The 24,850-nt window shown below is 60.0% G+C and carries 19 protein-coding genes and 1 tRNA gene; 16 read left to right on the top strand and 4 right to left on the bottom strand.

What is annotated here, in order from left to right:
* Positions 1-19 precede the first annotated feature (19 nt).
* The 7 genes from infB (at position 20) to AC07VV_RS29125 (ending at position 8,411) form a co-directional block, all read left to right on the top strand.
* Positions 20-2,536, top strand: coding sequence for a translation initiation factor IF-2 (infB, locus tag AC07VV_RS29155; RefSeq protein WP_495038212.1), 2,517 nt, complete (start codon positions 20-22; stop codon positions 2,534-2,536).
* Positions 2,537-2,695: 159 nt separating this feature from the next.
* A complete protein-coding gene (gene rbfA / locus AC07VV_RS29150; protein WP_096818842.1) occupies positions 2,696-3,097 on the top strand; it encodes a 30S ribosome-binding factor RbfA in 402 nt (133 codons plus the stop codon).
* A 4-nt stretch (positions 3,098-3,101) separates the two neighbouring features.
* A complete protein-coding gene (gene truB, locus AC07VV_RS29145) occupies positions 3,102-4,019 on the top strand; it encodes a tRNA pseudouridine(55) synthase TruB (protein WP_495038211.1) in 918 nt (305 codons plus the stop codon).
* A 141-nt stretch (positions 4,020-4,160) separates the two neighbouring features.
* Positions 4,161-4,430, top strand: coding sequence for a 30S ribosomal protein S15 (gene rpsO / locus AC07VV_RS29140; protein WP_011332409.1), 270 nt, complete (start codon positions 4,161-4,163; stop codon positions 4,428-4,430).
* A gap of 194 nt (positions 4,431-4,624) precedes the next feature.
* Positions 4,625-6,730, top strand: a complete 2,106-nt coding sequence (gene pnp, locus AC07VV_RS29135) for a polyribonucleotide nucleotidyltransferase (protein WP_096818846.1) — start codon at positions 4,625-4,627, stop codon at positions 6,728-6,730.
* 129 nt (positions 6,731-6,859) lie between these two features.
* Positions 6,860-6,935: transfer RNA gene (locus AC07VV_RS29130), tRNA-Thr, on the top strand.
* 159 nt (positions 6,936-7,094) lie between these two features.
* Complete coding sequence (locus AC07VV_RS29125; RefSeq protein ID WP_495038210.1) at positions 7,095-8,411, top strand: acyltransferase family protein; 1,317 nt, start codon at positions 7,095-7,097, stop codon at positions 8,409-8,411.
* 129 nt (positions 8,412-8,540) lie between these two features.
* Here the strand turns inward: AC07VV_RS29125 and AC07VV_RS29120 are convergent, their stop codons facing one another.
* On the bottom strand, positions 8,541-9,044 hold the full coding sequence (locus AC07VV_RS29120) for a hypothetical protein (protein WP_493065255.1): 504 nt from the start codon (positions 9,042-9,044) through the stop codon (positions 8,541-8,543).
* A 276-nt stretch (positions 9,045-9,320) separates the two neighbouring features.
* Here AC07VV_RS29120 and AC07VV_RS29115 point away from each other — a divergent pair, with 276 nt between their 5' ends.
* Positions 9,321-9,626, top strand: coding sequence for a DUF6388 family protein (locus tag AC07VV_RS29115; RefSeq protein WP_096819324.1), 306 nt, complete (start codon positions 9,321-9,323; stop codon positions 9,624-9,626).
* Positions 9,627-9,677: 51 nt separating this feature from the next.
* On the opposite strand, the gene nadC is transcribed toward AC07VV_RS29115, so the two are convergent.
* Positions 9,678-10,526, bottom strand: coding sequence for a carboxylating nicotinate-nucleotide diphosphorylase (gene nadC, locus AC07VV_RS29110; protein WP_493065256.1), 849 nt, complete (start codon positions 10,524-10,526; stop codon positions 9,678-9,680).
* A 255-nt stretch (positions 10,527-10,781) separates the two neighbouring features.
* Here nadC and AC07VV_RS29105 point away from each other — a divergent pair, with 255 nt between their 5' ends.
* From AC07VV_RS29105 to AC07VV_RS29085, 5 genes are all read left to right on the top strand, one after another.
* On the top strand, positions 10,782-12,971 hold the full coding sequence (locus AC07VV_RS29105) for a DUF1631 domain-containing protein (protein ID WP_495038209.1): 2,190 nt from the start codon (positions 10,782-10,784) through the stop codon (positions 12,969-12,971).
* A 64-nt stretch (positions 12,972-13,035) separates the two neighbouring features.
* A complete protein-coding gene (ampD, locus tag AC07VV_RS29100; RefSeq protein WP_096818851.1) occupies positions 13,036-13,596 on the top strand; it encodes a 1,6-anhydro-N-acetylmuramyl-L-alanine amidase AmpD in 561 nt (186 codons plus the stop codon).
* Positions 13,593-14,426: a regulatory signaling modulator protein AmpE gene (ampE, locus tag AC07VV_RS29095; protein WP_495038208.1), complete on the top strand. Its 834-nt coding sequence runs from the start codon at positions 13,593-13,595 to the stop codon at positions 14,424-14,426. The genes ampD and ampE overlap by 4 nt, the downstream gene beginning before the upstream one ends.
* Positions 14,427-14,594: 168 nt before the next feature.
* Positions 14,595-16,625 (top strand): methyl-accepting chemotaxis protein, encoded by a 2,031-nt coding sequence (locus tag AC07VV_RS29090; protein ID WP_495038207.1) that lies wholly within the window; start codon positions 14,595-14,597, stop codon positions 16,623-16,625.
* 153 nt (positions 16,626-16,778) lie between these two features.
* Complete coding sequence (locus AC07VV_RS29085) at positions 16,779-17,168, top strand: hypothetical protein (protein WP_495038206.1); 390 nt, start codon at positions 16,779-16,781, stop codon at positions 17,166-17,168.
* Here AC07VV_RS29085 and AC07VV_RS29080 read toward each other — a convergent pair whose 3' ends face one another.
* Positions 17,169-17,945, bottom strand: a complete 777-nt coding sequence (locus AC07VV_RS29080; protein WP_495038205.1) for a TatD family hydrolase — start codon at positions 17,943-17,945, stop codon at positions 17,169-17,171. It abuts the gene before it with no gap.
* Between the two features lie 3 nt (positions 17,946-17,948).
* The gene (cra, locus tag AC07VV_RS29075; RefSeq protein WP_096818861.1) at positions 17,949-18,944 is read right to left on the bottom strand and encodes a catabolite repressor/activator; all 996 of its coding nucleotides are present in this window, start codon (positions 18,942-18,944) and stop codon (positions 17,949-17,951) included.
* 306 nt (positions 18,945-19,250) lie between these two features.
* Between cra and ptsP the strand changes: the two genes are divergently transcribed.
* Genes ptsP through AC07VV_RS29060 form a run of 3 tightly spaced genes read left to right on the top strand, consistent with a single transcriptional unit; the run spans position 19,251 to position 24,798 of the window.
* The gene (ptsP, locus tag AC07VV_RS29070; protein WP_495038204.1) at positions 19,251-22,112 is read left to right on the top strand and encodes a phosphoenolpyruvate--protein phosphotransferase; all 2,862 of its coding nucleotides are present in this window, start codon (positions 19,251-19,253) and stop codon (positions 22,110-22,112) included.
* Positions 22,112-23,053: a 1-phosphofructokinase gene (gene pfkB / locus AC07VV_RS29065; protein WP_495038203.1), complete on the top strand. Its 942-nt coding sequence runs from the start codon at positions 22,112-22,114 to the stop codon at positions 23,051-23,053. The genes ptsP and pfkB overlap by 1 nt, the downstream gene beginning before the upstream one ends.
* An 11-nt stretch (positions 23,054-23,064) precedes the next feature.
* Positions 23,065-24,798 (top strand): PTS fructose-like transporter subunit IIB, encoded by a 1,734-nt coding sequence (locus AC07VV_RS29060; protein ID WP_495038202.1) that lies wholly within the window; start codon positions 23,065-23,067, stop codon positions 24,796-24,798.
* Positions 24,799-24,850 lie beyond the last annotated feature (52 nt).

Genomic DNA, 24,850 nt, shown 5'->3' with positions numbered 1-24,850 from the left:
GGCCTGAGGAGAGAAATGCATGACGCAAGTCACGGTGAAACAACTGGCCGATGAGGTCAAAACACCGGTAGAGCGCCTGTTGCAGCAGATGCGTGAGGCAGGTCTGCCGCACACCGCCGCCGAAGAACATGTGACTGACAGTGAGAAGCAATCCCTGCTGACTCACTTGAAGAGCAGCCACAAGGCGAAAGTGGAAGAGCCACGCAAGATCACGCTGCAGCGTAAAACCACCAGCACCCTGCGTGTGGCTGGCAGCAAAAGCATCAGCGTTGAAGTCCGCAAGAAGAAAGTTTTCGTACAGCGTAGCCCGGAAGAAATCGAAGCCGAGCGCAAGCGTGAACTGGATGAGCGTCGCGCAGTAGAAAATGCTGCCCGTCAAAAGGCTGAAGAAGAAGCCCGTGTTCGCGCCGAAGAAGAAGCGCGTCGCCAGCCTGCTGCCTCGACCGCCACTTCCGAGCCTGTTGCAGCACCTGCGCCAGCCGCTGAACCTGTGCGCGAAGCTGCGCCGGTTGTGGCTGCAGCGCCAGCTGCCGACGCTCGCAAGCGTGACGAACAGCGCCGTCCGGACAAGCCACGTGCCGACGACAACAACCGTCGCGGCAGTGGCGATGGCGAGCGCAAAAACGCTCCGCATCGCGCTTCGGTCAAGGAAAAGGCACCGGCTCCACGTGTGGCGCCACGCACTACCGACGAAGAAAGCGATGGCTTCCGTCGCGGCGGTCGCGGCAAGGCCAAGCTGAAGAAACGCAACGCCCACGGTTTCCAGAACCCTACCGGTCCTGTCGTGCGTGAAGTGAAGATCGGCGAAACCATCACTGTTGGCGATCTCGCTCAACAGATGTCGGTGAAGGCTGCTGAAATCATCAAGTTCATGTTCAAACTGGGTACTCCAGCGACCATCAACCAGGTGCTTGATCAGGAAACTGCTCAGCTGGTAGCCGAAGAACTGGGCCACAAAGTGACCCTGGTCAGCGACACCGCCCTGGAAGATTCCCTGGCCGAGTCCCTGAAGTTTGAAGGCGAAGCCGTTTCCCGTGCTCCAGTCGTGACCGTAATGGGCCACGTTGACCACGGTAAAACTTCCCTGCTCGACTACATCCGTCGTGCCAAGGTAGCTGCAGGCGAAGCCGGCGGCATCACCCAGCACATCGGTGCGTACCACGTTGAAACCGACCGTGGCATGGTGACGTTCCTCGACACCCCTGGTCACGCCGCGTTTACCGCAATGCGTGCCCGTGGTGCCAAGGCGACCGACATCGTGATCCTGGTGGTTGCGGCGGACGACGGCGTGATGCCGCAAACCATCGAAGCCGTTCAGCACGCTGTTGCTGCTGGCGTTCCGCTGGTAGTTGCGGTGAACAAGATCGACAAACCGGGCGCTGATCTCGATCGCATCCGTAGCGAACTATCGGCCCACGGCGTGACCTCCGAAGAGTGGGGTGGCGACACTCCATTCGTTCCGGTCTCCGCGAAGATGGGTACCGGCGTCGACGAACTGCTTGAAGCTGTATTGCTGCAAGCCGAAGTTCTCGAACTGACTGCAACCCCATCGGCTCCTGGCCGTGGTGTCGTGGTTGAATCGCGTCTGGACAAGGGCCGTGGCCCGGTGGCGACTGTTCTGGTTCAGGACGGTACGCTGCGTCAAGGCGACATGGTGCTGGTCGGCTCGAACTACGGCCGCGTGCGCGCCATGCTCGACGAGAACGGCAAGCCGATCAAGGAAGCAGGTCCGGCCATTCCGGTCGAGATCCTCGGCCTGGACGGTACGCCTGATGCTGGCGACGAGATGAGCGTGGTTGCCGACGAGAAGAAAGCCCGTGAAGTGGCTCTGTTCCGTCAAGGCAAGTTCCGCGAAGTCAAACTGGCTCGCGCTCACGCCGGCAAGCTGGAAAACATCTTCGAAAGCATGGGTCAGGAAGAGAAGAAGACGCTCAACATCGTCCTCAAATCCGACGTCCGTGGTTCGCTGGAAGCATTGCAGGGCGCTCTGAACGGCCTGGGCAACGACGAAGTGCAAGTGCGCGTGGTCGGTGGCGGTGTCGGTGGTATCACCGAATCCGACGCCAACCTGGCACTGGCTTCCAACGCTGTACTGTTCGGCTTCAACGTGCGTGCCGATGCCGGCGCACGGAAGATCGTCGAGCAGGAAGGTCTGGACATGCGTTACTACAACGTAATCTACGACATCATCGAAGACGTCAAGAAAGCCCTGACCGGTATGCTTGGCAGCGATGTTCGCGAGAACATCCTCGGTGTGGCCGAAGTACGTGACGTGTTCCGTTCGCCTAAGTTCGGCGCTATCGCCGGCTGCATGGTGATCGAGGGTACTGTTCACCGTAACCGTCCGATCCGCGTACTGCGTGAAGACATCGTGATCTTCGAAGGCGAGCTGGAATCCCTGCGCCGCTTCAAGGATGACGCTTCCGAAGTGCGTGCCGGCATGGAATGCGGTATCGGCGTGAAGAGCTACAACGACGTCAAAGTCGGTGACAAGATCGAAGTCTTCGAGAAGGTTCAGGTTGCTCGCAGCCTCTGACTCGCGCACTTCAAGGGCCACGTCGGGCCGTTGCATGAAAATGCGCGGCACGGCGTCAGGACTCTAAACGCAACGCCCGGTCTGGCTTTTGTCAGGCCGGGCGTTTGCCGCTTTCAGACCTTGCGGGTTTCACCGCTGGGCAGTAACAGGTAACAAATCATGGCAAAAGAATACAGCCGTACCCAACGTATCGGCGATCAGATGCAGCGTGAGCTGGCCCAACTGATCCGTCGTGAAGTCAAAGACCCGCGCGTCGGCCTGGTCACCATTACCGCTGTTGAAGTCAGCCGTGACGTCGGTCACGCCAAGATTTTCATCACGGTGATGGGGCAGGACAACGCTGAAGACATCGCGCAAAGCATCAAGGTGCTCAACGCTGCCGCCGGTTTCCTGCGCATGCAGTTGGCCCGTGAAATGAAGCTGCGCAGCGTGCCGCAATTGCACTTCCACTACGACGAAAGCGTCGTGCGTGGCGCGCACCTGTCGGCCCTGATCGAGCGCGCCGTGGCTGAGGACAATCAGCACGTGGTTGCGGCAGAACCCGAAGACACCAAGGAGTAACTCGGTGGCTCAGGTCAAACGTATCCGTCGTAACGTCAGCGGCATCATCCTGCTCGACAAGCCGCTGGGGTTCACCTCCAACGCCGCGTTGCAGAAGGTTCGCTGGCTGCTCAATGCCGAGAAGGCCGGGCACACCGGCAGTCTCGACCCACTGGCCACCGGCGTGCTGCCGCTGTGCTTTGGCGAGGCGACCAAGTTCTCGCAATACCTGCTCGATTCCGACAAGGGTTACGAAACTCTGGCGCAACTTGGCAAGACCACCACCACGGCAGACGCCGAAGGCGAGGTTTTGCAGGAGCGTCCGGTGACCGTTGGTCAGGCCGACATTGAGGCAGTCCTGCCGAAATTTCGCGGGCAAATCAGTCAGATACCGCCGATGTACTCGGCCCTCAAGCGTGATGGCCAGCCGCTGTACAAGTTGGCCCGTGCAGGCGAAGTAGTGGAGCGTGAACCGCGTTCTGTTACTATTGCGCGCTTGGAATTGCTGGCCTTCGAAGGCGATACTGCGCGTCTTGCGGTGGATTGCAGCAAGGGCACCTATATTCGTACCCTGGTGGAGGATATCGGTGAGCAACTCGGTTGTGGTGCGTACGTCGCTGAATTGCGCCGTACCCAGGCCGGGCCTTTCACCCTGGCGCAGACCGTGACCCTCGAAGAGCTTGAAGCGGTACATGCCGAAGGCGGCAACGAAGCAGTCGACCGCTTCCTGATGCCATCGGACAGCGGCCTGCAGGATTGGCCACTGCTGCAGTTCTCGGAAGCGAGCTCGTTCTACTGGCTCAACGGCCAGCCGGTACGTGCCCCGGATGCTCCGAAGTTCGGCATGGTGCGGGTACAGGATCACAACGGTCGCTTCATCGGTATCGGTGAAGTGAGCGAAGACGGGCGTATCGCGCCGCGTCGACTGATTCGGTCAGAATGACCGGAAACCAGCCTGTGTAACAGCAGGCTGGCGAGTGTGGCTGTTAACAGGCACGGTCACTACTCATTTATAGATACAGGGATTTGTCCCTGGCCTGTTGAAACTGTTTTTGAAACAGTTTCCTGATAAAAGGATTGCCTCATGGCTCTCGACGTTCAAGAAAAAGCTCAAATCGTAGCTGACTACCAGCAAGCTGTTGGTGACACTGGTTCGCCAGAAGTGCAAGTTGCACTGCTGACCGCCAACATCAACAAACTGCAAGGTCACTTCAAGGCCAACGGTAAAGACCACCACTCCCGTCGTGGTCTGATCCGCATGGTAAACCAGCGTCGCAAGCTGCTGGACTACCTGAAAGGCAAGGACGTGAGCCGTTACAGCGCTCTGATCGCTCGCCTGGGTCTGCGTCGCTAATCAGCGATTGCGCTAGAGGTTGGTTGTCTGTCGTGCGTCAGTGGGATTCCCGCTGGCGCATGGCAGGCTCCCAGCCTCAAGTTTTATCTGGATACACGTTTTACCCCGGACAGACGTCGGGCCGATTCCCGGCATTGCCCAAGAATTTCGCAAGAAACCAGTTCCCCCAAGAGCCACAAAGAAGGTAGGACACCGTGAACCCGGTAATCAAAAAATTCCAGTTCGGTCAGTCGACCGTTACCCTCGAGACTGGCCGTATCGCCCGTCAGGCCTCCGGCGCAGTATTGGTCACCGTTGACGATGACGTCAGCGTATTGGTGACTGTAGTCGGTGCAAAACAAGCCGATCCGGGCAAGGGTTTCTTCCCTCTGTCCGTTCACTACCAGGAAAAGACTTACGCTGCCGGTAAGATCCCTGGCGGTTTCTTCAAGCGTGAAGGCCGTCCTTCCGAGAAAGAAACCCTGACTTCCCGACTGATCGACCGTCCGATCCGTCCGCTGTTCCCAGAAGGCTTCATGAACGAAGTGCAGGTTGTCTGCACCGTCGTTTCCACCAGCAAGAAGACCGATCCGGACATCGCTGCGATGATCGGTACCTCGGCTGCCCTGGCTATTTCGGGCATTCCGTTCGACGGCCCGATCGGCGCCGCTCGCGTTGCTTTCCACGAAAGCACCGGCTACCTGCTGAACCCGACTTACGAGCAGCAAGCTGCTTCGAGCCTGGACATGGTCGTTGCCGGTACTTCGGACGCCGTGCTGATGGTTGAATCGGAAGCCAAAGAGCTGACCGAAGACCAGATGCTGGGCGCGGTACTGTTCGCTCACGACGAGTTCCAGGTTGTTATCAACGCCGTTAAAGAACTGGCCGCTGAAGCTGCCAAGCCAACCTGGACCTGGGCACCTGCTCCAGAAGCCACCGAACTGCTGGGCGCTATCCGTGCCGAGTTCGGCGAAGCGATCTCCCAGGCTTACACCATCACCATCAAGGCCGACCGTTACGCTCGCCTGGGTGAGTTGAAGGATCAGGTTGTTGCCAAGCTGTCCGGCGAAGAAGGCCAGCCTTCGGCTTCCGACGTTAAAGCCGCTTTCGGCGAAATCGAATACCGCACCGTTCGCGAAAACATCGTAAACGGCAAGCCACGTATCGACGGTCGCGACACTCGCACCGTGCGTCCGCTGAACATCGAAGTCGGCGTTCTGCCGAAGACCCACGGTTCGGCGCTGTTCACCCGTGGCGAAACACAGGCTCTGGTCGTCGCGACGCTGGGCACCGCCCGTGACGCACAGCTGCTGGACACCCTGGAAGGCGAGAAAAAAGACCCGTTCATGCTGCACTACAACTTCCCTCCGTTCTCGGTGGGCGAGTGTGGTCGCATGGGTGGCGCTGGTCGTCGCGAAATCGGTCACGGCCGTCTGGCCCGTCGTTCGGTTTCGGCGATGCTGCCTGCCGCTGACGTGTTCCCGTACACCATCCGTGTGGTTTCGGAAATCACCGAATCCAACGGTTCGAGCTCGATGGCTTCCGTTTGCGGCGCTTCCCTGGCCCTGATGGACGCTGGTGTTCCGATGAAGGCACCGGTTGCCGGTATCGCCATGGGTCTGGTTAAAGAAGGCGAGAAATTCGCTGTTCTGACCGACATCCTGGGTGACGAAGACCACCTGGGCGACATGGACTTCAAAGTAGCCGGTACCGCCAAAGGTGTTACCGCGCTGCAGATGGACATCAAGATCAAGGGCATCACCGAAGAGATCATGGAAATCGCTCTGGGCCAAGCCCTGGAAGCGCGCCTGAACATCCTCGGCCAGATGAACCAGATCATCGGCCAGTCGCGTACCGAACTGTCGGCCAACGCTCCGACCATGATCGCGATGAAGATCGATACCGACAAGATCCGTGATGTTATCGGTAAAGGTGGCGCGACCATCCGTGCGATCTGCGAAGAAACCAAGGCTTCGATCGACATCGAAGACGACGGTTCGATCAAGATCTTCGGCGAAACCAAGGAAGCGGCTGAAGCAGCACGTCAGCGCGTTCTGGGTATCACCGCAGAGGCCGAGATCGGCAAGATCTACGTCGGCAAGGTTGAGCGCATCGTCGACTTCGGCGCGTTCGTCAACATCCTGCCGGGCAAGGACGGTCTGGTTCACATCTCGATGCTGAGCGACGCTCGCGTAGAGAAAGTGACCGACATCCTGAAAGAAGGCCAGGAAGTGGAAGTACTGGTACTGGACGTGGACAACCGCGGCCGTATCAAACTGTCCATCAAAGACGTGGCAGCGGCCAAGGCTTCGGGCGTTTAATCACCCCGTCGCTTTAGCGCAATAAAAATGCCCCGCCGTGAAAACGGCGGGGCATTTTTTTGTCTGCGAAATATCGAGACATTCGGCGAAGTTGCCGACCTTCAAGACCAGTGCTAGGTTTAGCCCACCGCCCGTGTAGCTCAGCCGGTAGAGCAGCGCACTCGTAACGCGAAGGTCGCAGGTTCGATTCCTGTCTCGGGCACCAGGTTCACTTTCGCCAGCATTTGAAAGATCGTCCACTCAACCGGGAACCAGTACAGCAACGTTCTGGATCGTGGCGCCCCTCAGTGGAATCTGACAAGCAGCATCTCTTTCGATGCCATGTTTGTTTTTGCCAAAGGCGATCTGACGGATGAGTTCTCGAATGGCATGCTTATTCAGGGATGCGACAGCATCACGCCGAAAAGTAGAAGCCTTCACTCTTGAAGATCTTATGGGCTGGCATTGTTTTTATCGCTTGCCGGCCATCCTGAATGTACAATTTCTGAAAAATTTGCTGTGTTCAGAGGATTTGCGGGTGACGGTGTATATAAAGGAGCACTGGGAGTATTTGACCGGTGCAGGCAGTTATCCAGGGATTGATTTTCTTAGGGCGCTGGCAGTCATGCTGGTGGCCGTCTACCACTTCCAGATGCTTCCGATGGGGTGGGTAGGGGTGGATATCTTTTTCGTGATCAGTGGTTTTTTGATCGGAGGTATCATTCTCGACAAGGTCAAGTCAGGAAGTTTTGACTTCGTCGAATTCTACAAAAAACGCGCTCTGCGCATCCTGCCAATTTATTATTTCATCATGCTGCTGTGCTTTCTGTTTAAGGCCGGTGGTGTGTTTGATTTCGTAGGGGTTAAAAGTATTCTCTCTGGTATGTTGTTTCTGCAAACTACCGGTCCCTATTTCTTTCCAGGTTTCTTTACTGTTAATGACGCTTACATTCCAGGCGGTTCATGGAGTCTCGTAATCGAAGAAATGTTCTATCTGGTAGCGCCATTGGCAATTGTCCTTGTCTCGTATCTTTCCGGTAAAAGACTGTGGTTAATGATTGCCGCACTGGTGGTTGCGTTTATATCGGGTATCGCTACCAGAATCGCGATGACCTCCGGCTTCATGCCGGATGATTCAAGTTGGCACTTTGCAAGTTTTATTCAGTTCCACTCTCGTTACGATGAGCTGGTCATCGGCGTTCTGGCTGCTGCCTACCTTCGATTCGCCCGCGATGTGAAGGCTCAGTCCGCCTGGTGGATTACTGCGGCGTTGACCCTGACCTTCCTTTTCCTGATGTATATCTTTGGAAAGCCCGAGTTCCTGGCAAAACCTTTTCTGATGACGCGGGACACCATCTGGTTGCCGACTCTGCTCGGCGCAATTGGTGCCTGTCTGGTACTGGGGATTTATTGGATGCCGCTGCAAGCGAAGCCGATCGTTCTGCTTGCTCGACTTTCCTACCCGCTGTACCTGGTTCATATCTTCTTCCTTGAGATGACGAATCGTTATAGTCACGTTGGAATTCTGAAGTGGATGCTTGAGGCCTTCACCCATCACGGTCGATCCGTGGTGCTGATCTCCGTCTGTGTGTTCTTGTCATATCTGGTTTCATTGCTGGTGGAATATCCTTTCATTCGGATGTACAAGACGAAGAAAGCGCCAGCCACGGTCGAGTTGAAGCCGGAGGCGGTTGCCGCCTGACGCCGAAACCCGTTCAATGAAAAGCCCGCATCGCGCGGGCTTTTTTGTATCTTGTGTCTCGTCCTGAATAAGGTTTACACCTTCTGGCTTCTTGTCAGGACGGTTCAATTGATACGGGCACCACTTCTCTTATTTCACCTTGCGGCTCAACTCCTCGACGGTACGTTTGAGCTGATCCATCGCGCGATCCTGATCGTTGAGCTTCTGTTTGAGGCTGGAGATCTCGCTGTTGCTCGAACTGGAGCTGGAGCCGCTGTTGCGCTTGAGGTCTTCGACCTGACGGCTCAGCGTATCGAGCTGACGGTCCTGTTCCTTGACCTTGTTCTTCAGATCGTCGATTTCTCTGCCGCTGGAGCTTGAGCTGGAACCGCTGCTGCGCTTGAACTCTTCGATCTGACGCGACTGCTCGTTAACGGTGTCGCGCATCTTTTTCAGTTCCTCGACACCGATGCCGCTCTTGATCACTACGTCTTTGCCGAAATCGTTGTGAATGGCGGAGATCTGGTCGCCATAGGAAGGGCTGCTGCTACTCAGTTCAACTGCCATTGCGCTGGCCGGCAGGGCCAGGGTGCCCAGCAGGGCGGTCAGAGCGGTGGCGGACACAACAGAAGCAATCTTCGAAAAGCTGCGCATCACTGGGTTTCCTTGTGAACAGCGAAGGTAAGTGCCGACATGGCACATCGCTATGACTTGGAATTCCGGTTTATGTTCCCCAGGTCAACTTTTTGTGGGATAGATGTAAAGACCCATGTAATTCACTCTCCAAACGTCCTATATTCGTTGTCTGCATGAGCATCGCCCAGCAGTTTTCAGATGATCCCGAATGGTTCCGAAGGCCGGACAATCCGCGTCAGAGAGATCCTTGATGATCCAGATCCATCTTCCATTCCCATGATCAGCGAGAACGACATGACTGTGAAAGAATTGACCCAAGAGCAAAGGCACGAACAGGCGCTGGAAAAGTACAAACTTGATGCGTCGGAGCTGATGGACGAGATCAAGGATTTGAGTCCCGATGAGCAGAAAGACCAGATCCAATGGGCGTTCGAAGACGAAGCCGAAGCCCAGGGATTGCAGCCGTGGGAACTGACGCTCAAATACACCAGCACCCCTGAAGAGTTCGAGGCCAAGCGCCTGGAGCTGCACAAGGAGGCGGCTGAAGTGTTGGGCGTCGAGTGGGAAGAGTACTGCGAGATGAACAACCTGGTGGTCTGAAACAAAAACGCCAGCCTCGAAAGGGCTGGCGTTTTTTATTGCGCGTTCGATTCAGAGACTCAGGCGCATCGACAGGTCCACGGCCTTCACATCCTTGGTCATCGCACCGATCGAGATGTAATCCACCCCGGTCTGTGCAATCGGCAGCAACGTGCTTTCGTTGATGCCGCCGCTGGCTTCCAGTTTCGCCTTGCCGCCGTTCAGGCGCACGGCTTCGCGCATGTCATCGAGGCTCAGTTCGTCGAGCATGATGATGTCGGCGCCGGCCGCCAGCGCTTCCTTCAGTTCATCCAGGCTTTCCACTTCGATTTCCACCGGTTTGCCCGGCGCGATCTTGTGCGCGGCGGCAATGGCCTGCGGGATTCCACCGCTGGCGGCGATGTGGTTTTCCTTGATCAGAAACGCGTCGTACAGGCCGATGCGATGGTTATGGCAACCGCCGCAGGTGACTGCGTACTTCTGCGCCAGACGCAGGCCCGGCAGGGTCTTGCGGGTGTCGAGCAGTTTCACGTCGGTTTCTCCGACGAAGTCCGCAAGGTATTGCGCGCGGGTGGCCACGCCGGACAGCAACTGCAGGAAGTTCAGTGCGCTGCGTTCGCCGGTCAACAGCGAACGGGCCGGGCCTTCCAGGTGAAACAACGGCTGGTTCGGTGAAACCCGTTCGCCATCGCGTACCTGCCAGTGCACCGCGACCCGAGGATCGAGCTGACGGAACACCGTATCGACCCAGGCTGTGCCGCAGATGACGGCTGCGTCACGGGTGATGATGGTGGCTTTGGCCAGGCGTTCGGCCGGGATCAGTTGCGCGGTGATGTCGCCGCTGCCGATGTCTTCGAGCAACGCACGGCGCACGTTGGCTTCGATTTCGGCGGTCAAATCGGCGAGACGTAGATTCGGCATAACGGGCTCCACAAACTAAGTGGCCCGATTATAGGGGCATGGCGTCGGCCAACCCAAGGCGAGAACGGCTACGCAGCGCTGCATCCGGTCGATTTTCTTTGAGCAAACCCGATTCTGTCGTGGTCACTGGAAGGTGTCGGCGTCTAGGGGAAACCCTGACGCCTCTGGCGCCGGAGACAACTTTTGCAAGATAATCCGCCTTGCATTTGACGCCATAGCTTTGACGTCGGCAAATCACCGTTTCAGGAGGCTTGGATGCACAACGACGGGAATGTAGTGCCTTTGCACAAGGCTGCTACCGATCAGGCGACTCACTCGCCGCTCGCCCGCCTGCCTGTGATTCTGCTTCAGGTTCGCGACAAGGCTGCACAGCGCCTGCGCAACGGTTTGCAGGAGCTGTTCGATAACGCCGACGACACGCTGTTCGAAATGGCCGACCGGGCGCGCAACGACGTCGAACAGAACATCTTTTTCGAAGCCATGCGCGACCTGCGCCTCAAGCGCAAGAACATCGAGCGTGGCTTTCTCGAGCAATTCTTCGAGGCCTTTGTCGGCCTCACTCAATATGATCCCGCCCAGAATGTCGTGTCTCATGCATTGCAGTACGAAGACACCACGGCGCGCACCGACGACATGGAGCGCAGCGTAGCGATCGAGACCATGGTCGGCCGTGTGCTGAATCGCGACGGTTTCGCCCTCGATCAATTGACCGCGCGGTTCAGCGCGCTGCTGGGCAAATCCCTTGATGATCAACACAACCCGCTGGGCCCGGCGATGCTGTGTGAGTATTTCCTGCAGGCCGGGCGCAATCTGGGCGTGGAGATCAAGGTCAAACTGATCCTGCTCAAACTGTTCGAGCGCTACGTGTTGGCCGATACCGATCAACTCTTCGCGGAAGCCAATCAACTGTTGGTCGCTACGGGCGTGCTGCCCGAGCTGAAGCCGGCACCGGCCCGTCGCGCCAGGGATCATGCTTCAGCCAGTGCACACAGCGAGTTCGACGATCTCGATCAATCCCCGGCGGACGCGGGAGTGCAGGAGGTTTTCGCCGCACTCCAGGAGCTGTTGATGCACGTGCGCGGCAGCGTCGCGCCGACCCTTGAGCCGAGCGCGGCGACTCAGCCGATTTCCACCCGCGACCTGCTGCGCCTGCTCTCGCATTTACAGCAGTACGTGCCGGCGCTGGCGGGGCAGGAAGACTTCGATCTGCGCAATCAGCTTGAGCAATTGCTGACCCGGGTCAGCGTGAAAAGCGGTAAATCACGGATCGTCGGTGGCGCCGACGAGGATGTGATCAACCTGGTTGCCATGGTTTTCGACTGCATTCTGGATGACCGCAACCTGCCGGATTCGCTCAAGGCGCTGATCGCCCGGTTGCAGATTCCGATGTTGAAAGTCGCGGTGATCGACAAGAGCTTTTTCAGCCGTAGCAGCCATCCGGCGCGACGCCTGCTCAACGAAATCGCCGAAGCGGCCATGGGCTGGGGCGAGTGCGACGGCGACGCGCGCGACAGCCTTTATCTGCGCATCGAACAAGTGGTGCAGCGTCTGCTGACGGACTTCGTCGATGACCCGGCGATTTTCTCCGAGCTGCTGGCGGATTTTCTCACCTTCACCAGCGACGAGCGCCGCCGCAGTGAATTGCTTGAACAGCGTCTGCGCGATGCCGAAGAGGGCCGCGCGAAAACCGAACTGGCCCGTCTGCGTGTCGAACAGGCCTTGAACCAGGCGATGCTGGGCAAAGTCCTGCCACCGTCGGTGGTGACCTTCGTCCAGACGGCATGGGGCAAGGTGTTGCTGCTGACGTGCCTCAAGCACGGCGATCAGTCCGCCGAATGGCAAGCCGACGTGCAGACCATGGAGCAGTTGATCTGGAGTGTGCAGCGTCACGAGGATGCCGAGTCAGGCCTGCGTCTGCTGTCGCTGGTGCCGGGCTTGCTCAAGTCGCTGCGTGACGGGCTGAGCAGTTCCGCCTTCGACCCGTTCGCCACCAGCGAGTTTTTCAGTGCGCTGGAAGCATTGCACGTTCGTTTGCTACAGCCCTCCGTCGAGCCGGATCAGGTTGAATCGCCGCCGATGATCCAGGTGTCGCAGGCCATCGTTCTGCAGACCGCCGATGAAGGCAATCTGACCTTGGGCGCGGGGCGTTTGCCGGCCGATGAGGCGAGCCTGCGCCAGGTCGATCAATTGCGTCTGGGCAGTTGGGTGGCGTTTGAAGAGGATGAAGAACACACGTTGCGCTGCAAACTGGCGGCAATCATCGAGGCGACCGGCAAGTATGTGTTTGTCGACCGTACCGGGATGAAAGTGCAGGAGCGCAATCGCATCGCCCTGGCCATGGAGTTCCGTCGCGGGACGGTGCGGGCGCTGGATGACACCTTGCTGTTCGACCGCGCGCTGGAGTCGGTGCTCGGTAACTTGCGACGGCTCAATCGCGGCAAGTGATCGCGCGCCAGGGGCCGATCACGGCATACTGGGCGCCAACACAGTCGGCGTTGAAGGAATCGGTATGCAGTTGGATCCCGCAAGCGGGTGGTGTCACGGGGTACAGGTCTGCCCCTCGCCCAACTTCAATGAACGCCCGGCGGGCGAAGTGTCCCTGTTGGTCATCCACAACATCAGCCTGCCGCCGGCGCAGTTCGCCACCGGCAAGGTGCAGGAATTTTTCCAGAATCGTCTGGATGTCACGGAGCATCCCTATTTTGCAGGGATCGCCGACCTGCGCGTCTCCGCGCATTTCCTGATCGAACGTGACGGCAAGGTCACCCAGTTTGTCTCCTGTCTTGAGCGTGCCTGGCATGCCGGCGTTTCGGTGTTCGAAGGGCGGGAAACCTGTAACGATTTTTCCGTGGGCATCGAACTCGAAGGTACTGATGATCTGCCGTTCACCGATGCGCAGTATCAGGCGTTGATCGTGCTGACCCGCCATTTGCAAAAAGCGTTTCCGGCGATCACTGTCGAACGCATCTGCGGGCACAGCGACATCGCACCCGGACGCAAGACCGACCCTGGACCCGCATTCGACTGGGCACGCTACCGCGCAGCCCTGGCACAAGAGGAAGGACAATGAGTTTTCTGGTGTTACTGCTGGCGGTCTGGATCGAGAAGTTCTCGGCCCTGCGCCATCGGGTTCAACGCGATGGCGGATGGATCCGCGAACTGCACAAGCTTGAAAGTGGCCAATTGGCAAAGCGGCCGTGGCTGGTGCTGGTCATTCTGGTGCTCCTGCCGGTGGCGTTGCTGGGGTTACTGCTGGTGGTGCTGGATCCGTTCGCCTACGGCTTGCTGGCCCTGCCGGTGCATCTGCTGGTGGTGATTTACAGTCTGGGTCGCGGCGATCTGCTCGGCGGCCTCGGTCCGTTCCGCGATGCCTGGCGCCGGGAAGACTTGCAAGCCGCCGCCCATGTGGCCAAGCGCGATCTGGATATCTGTGCCGAAAGTGGCGAGCAATTGCTGGAGCAAGTGCAGCGCCATCTGTTGTGGCAGGCCTACCAGAGCTTCTTTGCAGTGATTTTCTGGTACTTCCTGCTCGGTCCGGTTGCCGCGTTGAGCTATCGCCTGCTGGCGCTGGCTGAAGAAAACGCGCAGAACCCGGCACTGGCCGAGCGGGCAGGGCAACTGCGGCACGCGTTCGACTGGGTGCCGGTGCGCCTGCTGGCGGCGAGTTTCGCCCTGGTCGGCAACTTTGTTGCGGTCAGCCGGGTCATGTTGCACGAGCTGTTGAACTGGAACATCAGCGCCGCGCAATTGATCAACAAGGTCGGCCTGGCTGCCGGGGAAATCCCGCCCGCCGCCGTCGGCCCGGAAGGCATCAACACCCTCGATTGCCTGTGGGAATTGCTGCTGCGTGCCGCCGTGTTGTGGTATGCCGGATTTGCGCTGTGGACGGTGCTGCACTAGCAGTTTTATCGCCCATCCGCGTGGCGAGGGGGGCAATCCCCCTCGTTAACCTTAAGTTACAAAACCTCCCTTCGATTTGAGCTATACAGAGATAGCGCCCGATAGTGGCTATCTGCTGTCGCCCCGCGCCTGCCAATAAAAACAAGAAAAAACCAAGGGAGACTTCCAGTGAAGAGCTTGCTCTATCCCGCCGTCTCGCTGATGAACCGCTTGAGCTTCGGCATGAAGTTCAGCCTGATCAGCGTGCTGTTCCTGGTACCGATGCTGGTGACCAACTTCTATCTGGTGCGCGATTCCTATCGCGAATTCCAGGGCACCCGGGTGGAGTTGCAAAGCCTCGACCTGCTGGGCAGCAGCCTGACCCTGCGTCGGGATCTGGAAACCCTCAACAACCTGGTGCAGATCAACGTCACCCTCGGCCAGTCGGGCAAGGCCGGCAATGTCGAAGCGCAAATCACCGGCCTTGAGCAAAACGTACTGGCGCGCCTGCAAGGGCTGACGGCCATGACCGAGGACCCGGAGCAGATCAAGGTCTTCGATGCCAAGCGCGATGAGATGATTACCGCGTTCAAGGCCCAGCAAGCGGAAAACTCCCTGCAAAGCAAAAGTGCGCTGATCGGCAAGCTGCTCGGCAGCGCACAGATTTTCAGCCAGATCATCGCCAGCCAGGCCGGTCTGAGTCGCGACACCCAGAGCGATATCCGCCAACTCAGCGAACTGGTCACTGCAATCACGCCAGCCATCACCCAGACCCTCGGCGAAGGCCGGGCCATGGGCTCTTTCTCGTTGGGGCAGGGGTTTCTCAACAGTTCCTCCAGCACCCGGTTCGATGAGCTGCTGGCACAGATCGAAAAACTTCAAGGCGAGTACGGGCTGAAACTGCAGGATGCGCTGGGCTCAAGCAAGGCCGCACGGGACTCGCTGAGTGCCGTGGCCGACGCCAGCAAGGCCTCGCTGAAGCAGGCCAGCGAAATATTCGAAGAGCAAGTGGTGGTGGCCGAGACCCTCGATGCGCCGTGGCAGGCTTTTTATGATCAGGTCACCGCACTGATGGACCGGACATACCAGCTCAACGAAGCCACCCTGAAGTTCCTCGATACCCAATTGCAGCAGCGTTTGGCGCAGAACCGCACACACATGGTGTTGCAGGCCGTGGCGCTGTCGGTGGTGTTCGTGTTGATTTTCTACCTCTATGGCGGCTTCTACGCCTCGACCCGTAACACGCTCAAACGTCTTGGCGCGATGATGGACAAAGTCGCGGCCGGCGACATGACGGTCAACTTCGTGGCCCATAGCCGCGATGAACTGGGCGAATTGGGCGAGGTGTTCAATGGCACGGTGCGCAAGATCCACGACCTGATCGAGCGGGTCGGCCATACGGTCGGCGAAGTCGAGCGTCAGGCCGGGCAAGTGGAAAATGTCTCGGCGCAAAGCAACCAGGCCGTGGCCGGTCAGCGCACCCAGATCGAGCAGGTAGCCACGGCCATGAACCAGATGTCGGCCACCTCGCAGGAGGTCGCCCGCAGTGCGGCGGCTGCGGTGAGCAGCGCTCACAGCGTCAACGATGAAACCATCAGCGGACGTGGCCTGGTGGAGTCGCAGCAGGGCAGCATCGCGGCACTGGCCAGCGAGATTGATCAGTCAGTGCTGGTGATCAACCAGTTGGCCAGTGACAGCCAGTCGATCAGCCGGGTGCTGGAGGTGATCAAGAGTATCGCCGAGCAGACCAATCTGCTGGCGCTCAACGCGGCGATCGAAGCGGCGCGGGCCGGTGAGCAGGGACGAGGTTTTGCGGTGGTGGCGGACGAGGTTCGGACCCTGGCCAAACGCACTCAGCAATCGACCGAAGAAATCGAGCAGATGATCGCCAAGTTGCACGGCGGGGTCGGTGCAGCGGTGAAGGCCATGGGCGTCAGTCATTCAATGGCTAACGGTACGGTCGATCAGTCGGAAAAGGTCCAGCAGGCGCTGGAAAACATCCTCGGTGCGGTAGGCATGATCGTCGATCAGAACCAGCAGATCGCGGCTGCCGTGGAGCAGCAGACTGCTGTCGCCCATGACATCGACCAGAACATCGTCGAGATCAACCGCGCCGGTGAGCGCACGGCCGAAGGTGCCTATCAGACTGAAAACGCGAGTCGGGCCCTGTCGGCGCAGGTGGTTGAGTTGAAGCAGTTGATCAGCGCCTTCCGGGTTTAAGCAGCCTGCCTCTCGGGAGGCAGGTTTGTCGGAATAATTTGTAGTACTTCTTTGCTTACGTTTGTAAGCAATTTCCTGATTTCCTCCGTGCTCTGATTTTTCGTCTTCAATGGATCAAGATCACATCAACTGACCGTTTGGAGGAGGCCACACATGTCTGTTGCAACCCTGGGAGTCCAGGGCCGCTGTGCCCATTGTCAGACCACGCTGCTGCTCAAACCCTGGCAACTGAATGCCATCGCGATCAATGAACCGTTCACCTGTGCCCACTGCCAGAAAAGCCTGGAGCTGCGCTGCCCGAAACAGATCAGACGCTTCAGATCCCTCGATTCGCTGGGCTGGTTGCGCTTCAGTGCATCGTTGACGGTGTGCACCGCGTTGCTGGTGGCGCTGGTGATGGAGTGGATCGGGCTGCTCAACGTGACTGAACAGTTGAATGCCTCATTGATCGTGATTTTCGTGTACTTCGCACTGATGCGCCTGGTTCACCACCGCCAACACATGACCCTCACGCTCGATGCCGCCAGGGCCCTCGGCGACTGACTACCAGCTGAACACTTCGCAACCGTTGGCAGTGCTGGCCTCGGCGAGTTGTTCTGCACTGACGTTCATCAACCCGGCAAGTGCCGTGCAGATGGCCGGCAAATGCGCCGGTGTATTGCGAACGCCGGGGTACATGGCGGGCGCCATGTCCGGTGAGTCGGTTTCCAGCACCACCGAATCCAGTGGCAAGTCGGCCAGCACCCGATGCATACGCAAGGCCTGGGGCCAGGTGGGTGCGCCACCGAGGCCGAGTTTGAACCCCAACTTGATGTATTCCCGCGCTTCTTCACGACTGCCGGCGAAGGCATGGATGATGCCCCCGCGCTTGAGCTTGAAGCGCTTGAGCGTGGCAATCACTGCCGCATGACTGCGCCGCACATGAATCAACGCCGGCAACTCGAAATCCGCTGCCAGTTGCAGTTGCGCGTCGAACAGCGCTTGCTGGCGTTCGCGGTCGAGGGTTTCGATAAAATAATCCAGTCCGATTTCGCCGACGGCGCACAGTTGCCGATGACCGCGCAGCCGTGTCAGCCAATCGCCCAGTGCAAGCAAATCTTCTGGTCGATGCTGATCGAGATAGACCGGGTGCAAGCCGAAAGCCGCGTACAGGTCGGGATCGCTTTGCACCAGATCCCACACCCGCTGCCAGTTGCCCTCATACACCCCCAGCACCACCATCCGCCGTACCCCGAGGGCACGGCTTTCAGCCAGCAACGCCGTACGGTCGGCGTCGAAGTCGGGGAAGTCCAGGTGGGTGTGGCTGTCGATCAGATCCACGGCTCAGTCCCGGTGAATACGCTGCTTGAAGGTACGGGCGATGGCCTGCACGCCAGGCTGGTAATCCGATTGCTCGACCGCTGCCAGCGCCAGTGCCAGCGCCTTGTCGGCAATCAACTGGTGCTGCTGGGCCATGGCGTTGACCGGCAGCGGCAGGAAGTCCAGTAACTGAGTGTCACCAAACGTGCCGAGGCGCAGCGGGCGGTTTTTCAGCGGGAAGTCATGCAGCGCATCGAACACACCCTGCAACAGCACGTAGGACGTGGTCACCAGCGCGTCCGGCAAATGCCCGAGGCGTTGCAGGAGTTCTTCCATCAATTGCTTGCCGCACTCGCGGCTGAAGGACTCGGCGTGCTCGATCAGCACTTCGCCTTTGAAGCCCGTGAGAGCCTGTTTGAAACCAGCGGCGCGTTCCTGGCTGATGCTCAGTTCCGGGCGGGCGCCCAGCAGCACGATCTGTTTTGGCTGCGGGTCGAGCAGGCTTTCGGTGAGGTGCAGGCTGGCCTCGCGGTCGTCGCTGACCACCGAGCAGAAGTGCTCGGGGTCCATCACTCGGTCGATGGCGATGACCGGCAAACCCTTGGCCTGCAACTGGCGGTAGCTGTCGTCACCGGCCGGCAGGCAACTGGCGACGATCAATGCATCGCAGCGTCGGGCGCGGAACAGTTGCAGCAATTGCCGTTCGCTGTCCGGTGCATCGTCGGAGCTGGCGATCAGCAACTGATAGCCCCGCGCCCGGGCGCCTTGTTCCAGCAGCTTGGCGATCCGCGCGTAACTGGGGTTTTCCAGGTCCGGCAGGATAAAACCCAGGGTCCGGGTGTGCCGACTGCGCAGCCCGGCCGCCTGTGGATTGGGGGTAAAGCCGTGCTGATCGACCACCGCTCGCACCCGCTCGACGGTTGCGGTGCTGATGCGTTGCTGTTCGGCCTTGCCGTTGATGACGTAGCTGGCGGTGGTCACGGACACTCCGGCCAACCGCGCGATATCACTGAGTTTCAACCCGGGATTTCCTTGTTTTTTCGAGCTTGCCGCCACATTTTCGCCAATCCTACCCGATTCAGGCAGACGACCATTGTCGCAGCGCATCCGACAAGTTGGACTTCAAGGATGAGACATTATCGAGTAACGTGCCGATCAATCTAGATTAAACGTTTCAGCAAGCGTATTTTCTACGTTTTAGACGCCTTTGGCCGGTGCTGCCGTGAAACCGCCAAAACTGCCTCCTGAAAGGGAAGCCTACAAGCGCCTAAGCTGGAATCATTCAAAACAATACCTGGCGCCACCTGACGCCAAAAAGGAGAACGCATGCTCGAGCTCACTATAGAGCAGATATCCATGGGCCAATCGGCTGTGGATAAACCCGCTGCCCTGCAATTGCTGGCCGATCATCTGGTGGCCGATGGTCTGGTCGCCGACGGCTACCTTGCCGGATTGCAGGCGCGGGAAGCCCAGGGCTCGACCTTCCTCGGCCAAGGCATTGCGATCCCGCATGGCACGCCCGAAACCCGCGATCAAGTGTTCGCCACCGGCGTGCGGCTGATGCAGTTTCCCGACGGCGTGGACTGGGGCGACGGCCAGATCGTCTATCTGGCCATCGGTATCGCGGCCAAATCCGACGAACACCTGCGCCTGCTGCAATTGCTCACCCGCGCCCTCGGCGAAACCGATCTGGGCCAGGCCCTACGCCGCGCGAGTTCGCCCGAGGCGCTGCTGAAACTGCTGCAAGGCGCGCCACAGGAACTGGCGCTGGATGCGCAGATGATCGGCCTTGGGGTCTCCGCTGACGACTTCGAAGAACTGGTCTGGCGCGGTGCACGTCTGCTGCGTCAGGCCGATTGTGTGAGCAACGGTTTTGCCGGTGTGTTGCAGCAAGTCGAAGCACTGCCGCTGGGCGATGGCCTGTGGTGGCTGCACAGCGAGCAGACCGTGAAGCGTCCGGGCCTGGCCTTCGTCACTCCGGACAAGCCGATGCGTTACCTCGGTCAGCCGCTCAGCGGTCTGTTTTGTCTGGCCAGCCTCGGCGAAGCGCATCAGGCGTTGCTCGAGCGTTTGTGCGCGTTGCTGATTGAAGGTCGCGGCCATGAACTGGGTCGCGCCACCAGCAGCCGCAAAGTCCTCGAAGTGCTCGGCGGCGAGTTGCCGGCCGACTGGCCGAGTGCGCGGATTGCGCTGGCCAACGCCCATGGCCTGCATGCGCGGCCGGCGAAGATCCTCGCCCAACTGGCGAAGAGTTTTGACGGTGAAATTCGTGTCCGTATCGTCGACGGTCAGGACAGCGCCGTATCGGTGAAGAGCCTGAGCAAACTGCTGAGCCTCGGCGCCCGTCGCGGTCAGGTGCTGGAAATCATCGCCGAACCGAGTATCGCCGCCGACGCGTTGCCGGCCTTGCTGGCGGCGATTGAAGAAGGCCTCGGCGAAGAAGTCGAACCGTTGCCGGCCGTGAGTCAGCAGCGCGAAGTCATTGCCGACATCGCCGAAGTGCTGAGCGCCCCGCCCCCCGGCAGCCTGCTGCAAGCCATTCCTGCAGCGCCCGGTATTGCCATCGGCCCGGCGCACATTCAGGTCCAGCAAACCATCGATTACCCGTTGCGCGGCGAGTCCGCCGCCATCGAGCGCGAGCGTCTCAAGCAAGCGCTGGCCGACGTGCGTCAGGACATTCAGGGCCTGATCGAGCGCAGCAAGGCCAAGGCGATCCGCGAGATTTTCATCACCCATCAGGAAATGCTCGACGACCCGGAACTCACCGACGAAGTCGACACCCGCCTCAAGCAGGGCGAAAGCGCTGAAGCGGCGTGGATGGCGGTGATCGAAGCTGCAGCAAAACAACAGGAGTCGTTGCAGGATGCGTTGCTCGCAGAACGTGCCGCCGATCTGCGCGACATCGGTCGTCGAGTGCTGGCGCAACTGTGCGGCGTGCAGACGCCCGCCGAGCCTGAGCAGCCGTACATTCTGGTGATGGATGAGATCGGCCCGTCCGACGTCGCGCGTCTGGATCCGGCGCGGGTCGCGGGGATTCTCACTGCCCGTGGTGGCGCTACCGCTCACAGCGCCATCGTCGCTCGCGCCTTGGGAATCCCGGCGCTGGTCGGTGCGGGCGCTGCGGTATTGCTGCTGAAACCGGGCACGCCGTTGCTGCTCGATGGCCAGCGCGGTCGCCTGCATGTCGATGCCGATGCCGCGGCCCTGCAACGCGCCAGCGAAGAACGCGACACCCGCGAACAACGCCTGAAGGCCGCCGCCGAACAACGCCATCAACCGGCGCACACCACCGACGGCCACGCCGTGGAAGTGTTCGCCAACATCGGCGAAAGCGCCGGTGTCACCAGCGCGGTGGAGCAGGGCGCCGAAGGCATCGGTCTGTTGCGCACCGAACTGATTTTCATGGCCCATCCCCAGGCGCCGGACGAGGCGACTCAGGAAGCCGAATACCGCCGCGTCCTCGACGGCCTCGCCGGTCGACCGCTGGTGGTGCGCACCCTCGATGTCGGCGGCGATAAACCGCTGCCGTATTGGCCGATTGCCAAGGAAGAAAATCCGTTCCTCGGCGTACGCGGGATTCGGCTGACCTTGCAGCGTCCGCAGATCATGGAAGCGCAGTTGCGCGCCTTGCTGCGCTCGGCGGACAACCGCCCGCTGCGGATCATGTTCCCGATGGTCGGCAGCGTCGACGAATGGCGTCAGGCCCGCGACATGACCGAACGCCTGCGCCTGGAAATCCCGGTCGCCGACCTGCAACTGGGGATCATGGTCGAAGTGCCGTCCGCTGCGTTGCTGGCGCCAGTGCTGGCCAAAGAAGTCGATTTCTTCAGCGTCGGCACCAACGACCTGACCCAATACACCCTGGCCATCGACCGTGGTCATCCGACCCTGTCCGCCCAGGCGGACGGCCTGCACCCGGCGGTACTGCAACTGATCGACATCACCGTGCGCGCGGCCCATGCCCACGGCAAATGGGTCGGCGTGTGCGGCGAACTGGCGGCGGACCCGCTGGCGGTGCCGGTGCTGGTCGGCCTTGGTGTGGATGAGCTGAGCGTGTCCGGGCGCAGCATCGCCGAGGTCAAGGCGCGCATCCGCGAACTCAGCCTGACGCAAACGCAAAACCTTGCTCAACAAGCCCTGGCCGTGGGCAGCGCCAATGAAGTGCGCGCATTAGTGGAGGCCCTGTAATGGCCAAAATTCTCACCCTGACCCTCAACCCGGCGCTGGACCTTACGGTGCAGTTGCCACGTCTGGAACCTGGTCAGGTCAATCGCAGCGACGAGATGCACACCCACGCCGCCGGCAAGGGCGTCAACGTCGCGCAGGTGCTGGCCGATCTGGGGCATCAACTAACGGTCAGCGGCTTTCTCGGTGAAGACAATCTGCAGGCGTTCGAAACCCTGTTCGCCAAGCGCGGTTTCACTGATGCCTTTATCCGTGTGCCCGGCGAGACCCGCAGCAACATCAAGGTCGCGGAACAGGACGGACGGATCACCGATATCAACGGTCCGGGCCCGGTGGTCGGCGTGGTGGCGCAACAGGCGTTGCTGGATCGTCTGGTGCAGATTGCACCGGGGCATGACGCAGTGGTGGTCGCCGGCAGTCTGCCGCGCGGTGTCAGTGCGAAGTGGTTGCGTGAGTTGATCGAGCGCCTGAAGGGTCTGGGCCTGAAAGTCGCGCTGGACACCAGCGGTGAAGCGCTGCGCACGGCACTCAAGGCCGGCCCGTGGCTGATCAAACCGAACACCGAAGAGCTGGCTGATGCGCTGGGCTGTGAAGTGGTTTCGCACGCGTCTCAAGCCGAAGCAGCCAATCGGCTGCACGCTCAAGGCATCGAGCATGTGGTGATTTCCCACGGTGCCGAAGGTGTGAACTGGTTCAGTGTCGGCTCGGCGTTGCACGCCACGCCGCCGAAGGTCAGCGTCGCCAGCACGGTCGGTGCCGGCGATTCGTTGCTGGCCGGCATGCTCCACGGTCTGCTCAGCGCCGATACGCCGGAGCAAACCCTGCGCACAGCCACCGCGATTGCGGCGCAGGCGGTGACCCAGATCGGATCCGGTATTCACGATGCTGCGCAACTGACGCAGCTCGAACAGGGCGTGCGCGTGCGTCCCCTGGCAGAACAATAAGAGGGTTTGTCATGAAGTTAGCCATTGTCACGGCCTGCCCGAACGGCATGGTCACCAGTGTGCTGTGCGCCCGGCTGCTGGATGCCGCGGCCCAGCGTCAGGGCTGGAGCACCAGCGTCGAAGTGGTGGATGCGGCGCATCCGGAACGCGAATTGTCGGCGGCGACGATCGAGGCGGCGGAGTGGGTGTTGCTGGTGACCACGGGGGCGGTCGACATGACCCGATTCGTCGGCAAACGGGTCTTTCAGATTGCTCCGGCGCAAGCGTTGCAGGATGTCGAAGCGGTGCTGCGTCGTGGCGCCGAAGAGGCCGAAATTCATGTCGCCCGCGAAGTTGCGCCGACTGCCGCTGCGCCACGCGCGCCGCGCATCGTCGCCGTCACCGCGTGCCCGACCGGAGTTGCGCACACCTTCATGGCCGCCGAAGCTTTGCAGCAGACGGCCAAGCGTCTGGGTTACGAGTTTCAGGTAGAAACCCAGGGTTCGGTCGGGGCCAAAAATCCCCTGAGCGCGACGGCAATTGCCGAGGCCGACGTGGTGCTGCTGGCGGCGGATATCGAAGTCGCCACCGAGCGTTTCGCCGGCAAGAAAATCTACCGCTGCGGCACCGGTATTGCGTTGAAGCAATCCGAAGCCACACTGAAAAAGGCCCTGGCCGAAGGCAAGCAGGAAAGCGCCGCGAGCGACGGCAAGGCCCCGGCCAAACAAGAGAAAACCGGCGTCTACAAACACCTGCTGACCGGTGTGTCGTTCATGCTGCCGATGGTGGTGGCGGGCGGCTTGATGATCGCGTTGTCGTTCGTGTTCGGCATCACTGCGTTCAAGGAAGAAGGCACGCTGGCGGCGGCACTGATGCAGATCGGCGGCGAGACCGCGTTCAAATTGATGGTGCCGTTGCTGGCCGGTTACATCGCCTACTCGATTGCCGACCGTCCGGGTCTGGCACCGGGGATGATCGGCGGTTTGCTGGCGAGCACCCTGGGCGCCGGATTCATCGGCGGGATCGTCGCCGGTTTCATTGCCGGTTATGCGGCGAAGCTGATCAGTCGTTATGTGGCGTTGCCGCAAAGTCTGGAAGCGCTGAAGCCGATTCTGATCATTCCGCTGTTCGCCAGTCTGATCACCGGGCTGGTGATGATTTACGTGGTCGGCAAACCGGTGGCCGGGATGCTCGCGGCGCTCACGCATTTCCTCGACAGCATGGGCACCACCAACGCGATCCTGCTCGGTGTGCTGCTGGGCGGCATGATGTGCGTCGACCTCGGCGGGCCGATCAACAAGGCCGCCTATGCGTTCTCGGTGGGGCTGCTGGCCTCGCAGAGTTACGCGCCGATGGCCGCGACCATGGCCGCCGGCATGGTGCCGCCGATTGGTCTCGGCATTGCCACCTTCATCGCCCGGCGCAAGTTCGCCCAGACCGAACGCGAGGCGGGTAAGGCAGCGCTGGTGCTGGGGTTGTGCTTCATTTCCGAAGGGGCAATTCCGTTTGCCGCGAAAGACCCGTTGCGGGTGATCCCGGCGAGCATTGCCGGCGGTGCGCTGACTGGTGCGCTGTCGATGTACTTCGGCTGCAAGCTGATGGCGCCGCACGGTGGCCTGTTTGTGCTGGCAATCCCGAATGCGATCAACCATGCGCTGCTGTATCTGCTGGCAATCGTCGCGGGCAGCCTGCTGACGGCGGTGGTGTATGCGCTGGTCAAGCGGCCGGAAGCGGTCGAACTGGCGCTGGAGCCCGCCAACGCCTGAGGTGTCATACCCGCTTCATCTGGTGATGGTTAAGTTTTCCTTTTTTCAGGGA

The sequence above is a fragment of the Pseudomonas sp. GW821-FHT02C04 genome (genome assembly GCF_059421845.1).
The sequence above is the reverse complement of the archived record's forward strand: the minus strand, read 5'-3'. Positions and strand labels throughout refer to the sequence as shown.